The following is a 7928-nucleotide window of genomic DNA, read 5'->3' as shown; positions in this document are numbered from 1 at the left end:
CACCGGCAGGTGGTTCGGGCAACCGTCGATCTTCGGCTGGCCCACGCCGGTGTAGAGCACACCGTTCTCGGGCACGTTGCTGCCGGGCGTGGTGCAGGGAATGCGCAACATCGAATTCGCCGGGAATTCAACGGCGCTGCTGGTCTTGGCCTGGATCTCACCCGCGTTGGTCCACAGGTCAGACAGCGGGTTGCCGGCTGCGTCGGTCTCGAAGGGCACGGCCGCAGGCAGGTTGCTGCCACGCAGTCGCGCGTACTGCGAAGCCTGCACGCCACGGATTCGGAAGCTCATGGTCTTGAACTCCGGATCGTGGCGATGCGAGCGCCAGGTCGAGCCGTTGAAGGTCTTGACGACCGACGCGGTCTCGTTCTTGGCCGCTGCCGGCACGCTGGCGAGCGAACGCAGTTGCTGCGGGTTGGCCATGTCGACCCAATCATCGGGCCAGGCACCGGCATAGTCGGCCGCGCCAGGGGCCTTGAAGCCGCTGACCTTGCCGCGGATCACGTCGATGTGGTCGAGCACCGGTTGGTCGAGCGGCTGGGTGATGCCCACTTGCAGCAGCGACGGGTTCGGGAAGCTGTAAGGCGAGTAGCTCTTGCCCTTCGGGTCACGCACTGCGATGGCCACGACGATGTCGGAGCCGTGTTTGACTTCCAGCTTTTCGCCCATGGTCGCGCAGTGGCGCACGTCCTTGTCGGTGTTGTGCCTGGCGGCTGCGAGAGCCAGCGCCTCGACGGCGGCTTCACCCAAGGCATCGCCGTATCGGCCACCACGCGACGGCACGGCGCAGGCGACAAACGCCAGTCGGTCGATCAACTGGCCGCTGTCGACCCAGTTGTTGCCGCTGCGCAGGCCGTCGACGATCATCTTCGGGCTGGCCTGCTTCTTGTCGGTCTGGCCGTGGCGCACCAGGGTGTAGTTGCGCTGGTATTCGCCAGGCCAGAAGTCGTTGTCGCTGCGACGGTCATCCACGCTGAAGGCGCCGCGTGAGTGCCAGTCGGAGCTGGCAAAGAACCACCAGTTGCGGCCTTCGCCGAGCAGCGCGTCCCACACGCCACCGACCTGGCCCGCATAAACGCCGGTGCCGCCGTAGGTCGTGCCGCCGACCGAGTCGAAGCGCACCGTGCCGATGGCGTTGCGGCGCAGGTTGTATTCGCCGCGTCGGTCCGACGCACCGTGGCCCGGCTGGCTCTCGAAGCCGAAAGCCACACCCGGGCCGGCGTTGTTCAGGTTGCGCAGGTGCTCGATGTTGAAGCCGTTGTTGCCGGCCGGATTGAACGGGCCGGCGCGCTCCAGGTGGGCTGGCACGTAGTAGCTGGCGCCCGGGTGCAAGGCAGCCATCCACTTGACGGCCTCGACCGTCTTGACGTGGCCCGCCTCACCGCTCGCGCCGTTCAGCTTGGCAGCGGCGGGGTTCCAATCAGGGCTGGTGCTGTTCAGGCTGCCGGGCACCGAGCAGTCCCAGTTGTTGCCGGTGCCGGTGTTCACGTTGCCGGGCTGGGTGGTGGTGTTGCCACGGCTGGTGTCGCTGTTGCCGCGATCGAAGCAGTACGCCCACTGCGCCAGCGCGTTGGCGTTGCCCAGCGGCGTGTAGCCGGGGGCGGTGGGCAGCTTCTGTTTGTAGATGGCGGCTGGCATCTGGCCGGTGACCACGGCCATCGAGGTGTGCTCATGGCCGGCCACGACCGACTCGACACCCATGAACAGCGGCTCGTTGCGGTAGGCCGCCAGGTACTCGAGCAGCGGGTACTGGAAGGTCTGCACACCTTCCCAGCGCCACATGTTCTGCGTGGCGCCCGAACCCGAAAGATTGCCCTTGGGCGTGACGGCCGGGTTGGTGTTGCGCCACGTGGTGTTGGGGCCTTGCAAGGTGACGCCGTCGGCTGCGTAGACCAGCGGGTAGGCCGGCGTCGCAAGGCTTGCGTCTTCGGCGAGCGTGCAGTTGCGGTTGCCGGTGCCGCCGTGGCCGGCTTGCACGAACCAGTCGAGGCCCCACGGTGTCGCCTCGGTGCGGTCCATCGACTTCTTGACCTTCTTCTGCAACGACACCGCGCCGTCGGAGCAGGTGCTGTGGTTGTGGAAGTCGCCCGCCAGGTAGGTGCCTGACTTGTTGTTGCCGTTGCCCTGGCCGTTGCCGTTGGCACTGGCGGCGAGCGGCGCGGTCGCCAACATCGCGGCGCCGAACGTGGCGGCTGCGGCAAGCGCAATCTGGCTCTTCGTGAAGTCGAAATTCATCAAGGGCTCCTGGACGATGGGTTGTGTGTGATTTGTTACCGATGTTATGAACAACTCATGTCGATGCCGTGACAGCCAGGCCCGTCGAGCGTTCGGCCGCAGACCGGGCTCACCTCACCTCATGTGAAACCCTGATGACGGCCCTTGACCGCACTCGGGAATCCCGGCGTGTGCAGTGCGACCCGGACAATCGCCCCATGGACGAAGTGTTTGGCCTCTTTCCGATTCCGCTGCTGCGCGCACCCGCGGCCCTGCCGGCCGAGCTCGTGCGCGGCTTGGTCGAGCACTTCACGGCGCGCGCCGACCGAGACAACAGCTCCTCACCCCAGCTCAGCCACACCTCGGTGCTCACCCCGGCCGACAGCCCGCTGCTGGTGACGGTGGCCGGGCTCGTCACGCCGAAGTTGGCCGACTTCGGCGGCCTGCTGTTCGGTGAGCGGCTGGGCTGGTCGATCAAGGAGATGTGGGTCAACGTGCTCGACACCGGCGGGCGCCAGGCGATGCACAACCACGCCAACAGCTTCATCTCGGGTGTCATCTACCTGACACAAACGCATGCCGATTCGCGCACCGTGTTCATGAAGTCGCCCGGCGGCACGGAGTTTTCATTCAAGAACGATCACAAGGGTGTCACGACCGGCCCGTACAACGCCGACAAGTGGATCAGCCCGCAACCCGAGCCCGGTGACCTGGTGCTTTTTCCGAGCTACCTGATGCACGCCGTGCCGCAGAACCCGGGTGAGCGGCGCATCTCGCTCGCTTTCAATGCCATTCCGACACACATCGACTCCTGGGGTTATCGGCTCGCCTTCAGTGGCTGAGCCGCTGGCCGGGCGCGCGGGCACGACCACGGCACTCAACCTGCCGGTGGCGCTGGCGCTGATGCTCGCGTCGGGCTTCGCGGCGCTGGCCTGCCAGATCATCTGGACGCAACAGACCGCCATCTGGCTCGGCCACGAAACAACCGCTGTGCTCGCCGTGGTGGGGGCCTTTTTCGCTGGCCTGGCGGTCGGTGCCTTCGCCCTCGGCCGGCGTGTGGAAACAAGCGCCCGGCCGGCGCGCTGGTACGCGGCCTGCGAGCTGGTGATCGGCGCCTGGGGGCTCGCCCTCGTCTTCCTGATTGCACCGGCCGGCCAGGCGCTGCTCGAGCTCACCGGCGAGCAGCCCAGCGTCGTCTGGCAGTGGAGCCTGGCTTTCGTCGGTACCTTTTTGCTGCTGCTGCCTGCCACCGCCGCGATGGGCGCCACGCTGCCCGCGCTCGAGCGGGTGCTGGCGCGCCAGAGCGCGTCGGGCACCGCGCTCGGCGGCTTGTATGCCGCCAACACCTTCGGCGCCGTGCTCGGGGTGCTGGCCGCGGCCTTCTGGTTGGTGCCGACCTTCGGGCTGGCACGCACGGCGATGGCCTGCGCGGCGCTCAACCTGATCTGCGCCGGCGCAACGCTGTGGCTGTTTCGCGGGCGGGCGGCCACCGCTGCGCCCACTCCGATGACCGCACCCGCGCCTGGCCTGATCCCGCTGCTCGCCCTCACTGGCCTGCTGGGCATCGGCTACGAGGTGCTGGTGGTGCGTGTGCTGCGCCAGATGGCGGAGAACACGGTCTACACCTTTGCCATGCTGCTGGCCGTCTACCTGGTGGGCACGGCCCTCGGTGCCGCGGCCTACCAGCGCTGGCTCGCACGGCGTGCACAGACCGGCGCGCTCGGCGAGAAGCTGCTGTTGGCCCTGGCCATCGCCTGCCTGCTCGGCACCGCCAGCCTGTGGATGGCCGAAGGGCTGAAAGCCGCGGTGCTGCAGGTCGCCGGCAGCGGGCTGGTGGCCGCGCTGGCGGCCGAGGCCACACTGGCCGCCGTCGCTTTCTTGTGGCCCACGGTGGTGATGGGTGCGCTGTTCAGCCACCTGTGCACGCAGGCCCTCGCCAGCGGCCTCGGCTTCGGCCGCGCGCTGGCCATCAACACCTTGGGCGCTGCCGTGGCGCCCTTCCTGTTCGGTGTGCTGATCGCTCCGGCGGCCGGCCCGAAGGCGGCCTTGCTGCTGGTGGTGGCGGGTTACCTGCTGCTGGCCTTGCGCTTGCCGCGTCTGAGCCTGCCCGCGGCCGCAACCGCCGCAGCTGCACTCGCGCTGGCCTGGCTCGCACCGCCGCTGGCCTTCGTCGACGTGCCCGAGGGCGGGCGCATCGTGAGCTACCGCGACGGTGCGCTGGGGGCCGTCAGCGTGGTGGAAGATGCGGGCGGTGTGGCGCGCCTTCGCATCGACAACCGACAGCAAGAAGGCAGCAGCGCCACGCTGTATGCCGACGCGCGGCAGGCTTTGCTGCCGCTGCTGCTGCACCCGGCCCCGCGCCGCGCGTTGTTCCTCGGCCTGGGCACCGGCGTGACGGCCAACGCCGCCGCGCAAGACACGCAGCTGCAGGTCGACGCGGTGGAGCTGCTGCCTGAAGTGATCGCCGCCTCCAGCCACTTCACACGCCCCCTCAACGACGGCCTGCCCAACCCCCGCCTCCACGTGATCACCGGCGACGCACGCCGCTTCGTGCGCGCCACGAGTCGCCACTACGACCTGATCGTGGCCGACAACTTCCACCCGGCGCGCAGCGGATCGGCTTCGCTTTACACGGTCGAGCACTTCCGCGCCGTGCGTGCACGGCTGGCACCGGGCGGCGTGTTCTGCCAATGGCTGCCGCTGCACCAGCTCGACCTGACCACGCTGCGCAGCATCGTGCGTGCCTTTGTCGACGCCGAGCCGCAAGCCTGGGCCCTGCTGTCGACCTTCAGCCTGGAAACGCCGGTGCTGGGCCTGGTGACGCGAGCCGACGGTGGCCGCTTTGACCGCGCGCAGTTGCAGGCCAGGCTGCAAGGCGCGGCGCTGACCCGTCCCTTGTCCGATTTCGGCCTGCACGACGAGCTGGCGCTGTGGGGCGGCTTCGTGGCTGGCCCCGCTTCGCTGGCGCGTTATGCCAACGGGGCCCCACCCAACAGCGACAACCACCCCATCGTCGCCTACCGCGCGCCGCGCATCACCTACGCACCCGACTCGCTGCCGCGCGAGCGCCTGCTGGCACTGCTGGGCGAGCTGGATGTGGCGCCAGAAGAGGTGGTGTCGACAACGACTGACGGCACCTGGCCGCCGCGGCTCGCGGCCTACTGGCAGGCACGCGACCGCTTCTTGCTGGCGGGCCGCGACGTGCGGCCGTCGAACGACGTGCAGCGCATGCTGGCGCAGGTGCGCGAGCCGCTGCTCGAGGTCATGCGCATCAGCCCCGAATTCCGGCCCGCCTACGACCCGCTGCTGCAGATGGCCGTGGCGTTGGCGCGCACCGATGCGCCGGGTGCACGCGCATTGCTCACCGAGCTGGCCCGCTTGCAGCCGGCGCGTGCCGAGGGCCTGCGCGCGTTGCAAACTTTGGAGCAGGCGCGGCCATGAGCGACTCCGTGCTCGCCAGCACGCAGGCTGAAGCCCAGGTCGAGGCCAGCCGCTTTTTCGGCGAAGAGCCGGCGCAAGCCTGGCGCCCGTCCAACCGGTGGTGGCCCGCGCTGCTGCGCAGAGCCCGCGTGCTGGGCGTGGTCGCTGCCGTCTGCTGTGTGTTGGCTGGCGTGGTCGGCGGCGTGGCCTGGGCTTTCTTCTACACCGCGCCCATCGAAGCAGCCGCAGTCGACGATGTGGTGGACAACTTCGAGAACACCGCCGCGGTGCCACCTCGCCGTGCGCTCGCACAACACACCGCGACCCCATCGCCCACGCTGAACATCACTCGAAAAGGCGCCGAGTGGCACATCGAGGCCTTCGGTGTGTCGCGCATGCAGGTGGCGCAGCGGCTGTCGCAAGTGAGCGGCTCGCCCTTGTCAGGCGACCTGGCCGCGCTTGCTGCCACACCCCCGGTGCAACTGAGCTGGCAGGGCCGCGGCGCGGCCGGTGCGTGGCAGGCCGTGCTCGGCCACGAGGTGAGCTTTGCCACGCAGTGCAGCACCCGGCGCTGCCGCGTGTGGATTGCCGGCGCCGGCTCGGTAGGTGCCAGCCCGGCGGCGCCCAGCGCCTTGCCGGTCACTGCGCCGCCACCGGCGCCAGCGAGCACCGAGGTGGCCGCGTCGACGCCGCTGAGCGACAGCGCCGATCCGCGTGTCGCCGCCCACCACGACTGATTTGCAGAGAACGCAGACAATGACGCGCATCTGTTTTCACCGCCTCTGCGTACACACGCTCACGATGCGAACCCTTTTGACCCTGGCCACCTGGGCCGCCAGCGCGAGCCCCGCTTCCGCCATCGAGCCGGCGGCCTGCGAGTCACTGACCCCGCGCAACGAGCGGCGTGAAATCACCTGTGCGCTGAAGGCCACCCCAGCCATGCAGCGCCTTCGCTTCAAGGCCCATTTTTCCGGCAGCCACGACGACACCACGGCGGCCTTGAAGCTCACGCTCGATGGCGCCCCGCTTACATGCGGGCCCGGCAGCAAGACCTACCTCGAAGGCGAAGACGGCGACGTGGCGCTGGAGTGCCGCTTCTCGGTCGCGCCCGGTGCCAGCGCCACACGCAGCGTGCGGGCGCTGATCTCCTGGCACCACGCCGAGTACACACGCTTCGAGCTGGTCACCGAGTGAGCCCGGCCGCGCAGCGTGTGGGCGTGTTGCTGCTGGTGCTGTGCATTGCACTGCAAGCCATGGCCCACGTGACACAGCGCGCGGCGGCTGGCCTCCACTACCACTTGCCCGTGGCAGACAGCGTGGTCATGGAGCTCGCATCGCGTGACGATGACCATGACCACGACGACGCGCATCACCATGGTCACGAAGACGATCAGGGCCACACCCACCAACACCTTGCCGAGCATGAGCACGCGCTGGCCGACGCCAGCGTCAGGTACGTGGTCGATGGCGACGAAAGCGCGGTGCCCAAACCCCCGGCGCCACCCCCACGCGGGCACGACCTCGATGGCCTGTTCGTCAGCCTGTCGCTCGCAGCGAGCCCGGTCGAGCGCGAGCGTTGGCCGGTTGAATCGGGGCCGCTGATCCGATCGGTCGTCACCGCCCCGCTGGAGCGGCCACCCCGCTGCTGAGCGCCACCCCGCGCGTTACCAGCTTCGCACCGCACACCCGCCTCGCCCGACCGGCCCGCCGCGCCGGGCCGAGGTGCGGGAGTGTGTGTGTGCGATCACCAAAACTGCATGCGGCTGCCCGGCCCCGGCCCGGCGGCCTGGAGATTCCTTTGAAGACCACCCCACCTCACACCCGGCGGCCGCGACGGCACGCGCTGGCCCTGGCTGCCCTGGCGGCGCTCTCTTCGCCCGCCCATGCCGGCGGCGAACAAGAGCTGCCCAAGGTCATCATCACCGGCTCTGGCCCCGGCCAGGTCGGCGTGGCCGATTCCGCCAACGTCGGCACCGTGACCCAGAAGCAGCTCGAAGCCCGCACCGTCTACCGCCCCGGCGAACTGCTGGAGGCCGCACCCGGGCTGATCGTCAGCCAGCACAGCGGCGAGGGCAAAGCCAACCAGTTCTACCTGCGCGGCTTCAACCTCGACCACGGCACCGACCTGCGCACCACCGTCGACGGCATGCTCGTCAACCAGCGCAGCCATGGCCACGGCCAGGGCTGGACCGACCTCAACTTCGTCATCCCCGAACTCGCCACCGGGCTGCGCTACAAGAAGGGACCCTATTACTCGAGCGAGGGCGACTTCTCTTCAGCCGGCGCCGTGGAAA

Annotated in this window: 7 protein-coding genes; 6 read left to right on the top strand and 1 reads right to left on the bottom strand. The window is 69.0% G+C overall.

Features of this window, described 5'->3' with window-relative positions; translation table 11 throughout:
• Positions 1-2235, bottom strand: a 2235-nt coding sequence (locus tag RMO40_RS23770; protein WP_309726124.1) for a hypothetical protein, incomplete at its 3' end; no start/stop codon positions are given.
• Positions 2236-2432: 197 nt separating this feature from the next.
• On the opposite strand from RMO40_RS23770, the gene RMO40_RS23765 reads away from it, so the two are divergent.
• The 6 genes from RMO40_RS23765 to RMO40_RS23740 form a co-directional block, all read left to right on the top strand.
• Positions 2433-3056, top strand: a complete 624-nt coding sequence (locus tag RMO40_RS23765) for a putative 2OG-Fe(II) oxygenase (RefSeq protein WP_309726122.1) — start codon at positions 2433-2435, stop codon at positions 3054-3056.
• On the top strand, positions 3049-5655 hold the full coding sequence (locus tag RMO40_RS23760) for a fused MFS/spermidine synthase (protein WP_309726120.1): 2607 nt from the start codon (positions 3049-3051) through the stop codon (positions 5653-5655). Before RMO40_RS23765 ends, RMO40_RS23760 begins: the two co-directional genes overlap by 8 nt.
• A complete protein-coding gene (locus RMO40_RS23755; protein WP_309726118.1) occupies positions 5652-6371 on the top strand; it encodes a hypothetical protein in 720 nt (239 codons plus the stop codon). Before RMO40_RS23760 ends, RMO40_RS23755 begins: the two co-directional genes overlap by 4 nt.
• Before the next feature lie 64 nt (positions 6372-6435).
• Positions 6436-6828, top strand: coding sequence for a hypothetical protein (locus RMO40_RS23750; RefSeq protein WP_309726116.1), 393 nt, complete (start codon positions 6436-6438; stop codon positions 6826-6828).
• On the top strand, positions 6825-7283 hold the full coding sequence (locus RMO40_RS23745; protein WP_309726115.1) for a hypothetical protein: 459 nt from the start codon (positions 6825-6827) through the stop codon (positions 7281-7283). The genes RMO40_RS23750 and RMO40_RS23745 overlap by 4 nt, the downstream gene beginning before the upstream one ends.
• Before the next feature lie 266 nt (positions 7284-7549).
• The coding region (locus tag RMO40_RS23740; protein WP_489660234.1) for a TonB-dependent receptor plug domain-containing protein at positions 7550-7928 on the top strand (379 nt) is incomplete at its 3' end.

This window comes from Rhizobacter sp. (assembly GCF_031412075.1).
GTDB lineage: Bacteria > Pseudomonadota > Gammaproteobacteria > Burkholderiales > Burkholderiaceae_C > Rhizobacter.
Note: the sequence above shows the minus strand (reverse complement) of the source record. Positions and strands in the feature narration are given on the sequence as shown.

What these genes read in the sequence shown, in the direction of transcription:
- RMO40_RS23765 (WP_309726122.1), top strand. Translation starts at nt 2,433, where the DNA reads ATGGACGAAGTGTTTGGCCTCTTTCCGATTCCGCTGCTGCGCGCACCC.
- RMO40_RS23755 (WP_309726118.1), top strand. Translation starts at nt 5,652, where the DNA reads ATGAGCGACTCCGTGCTCGCCAGCACGCAGGCTGAAGCCCAGGTCGAG.
- RMO40_RS23750 (WP_309726116.1), top strand. Translation starts at nt 6,436, where the DNA reads ATGCGAACCCTTTTGACCCTGGCCACCTGGGCCGCCAGCGCGAGCCCC.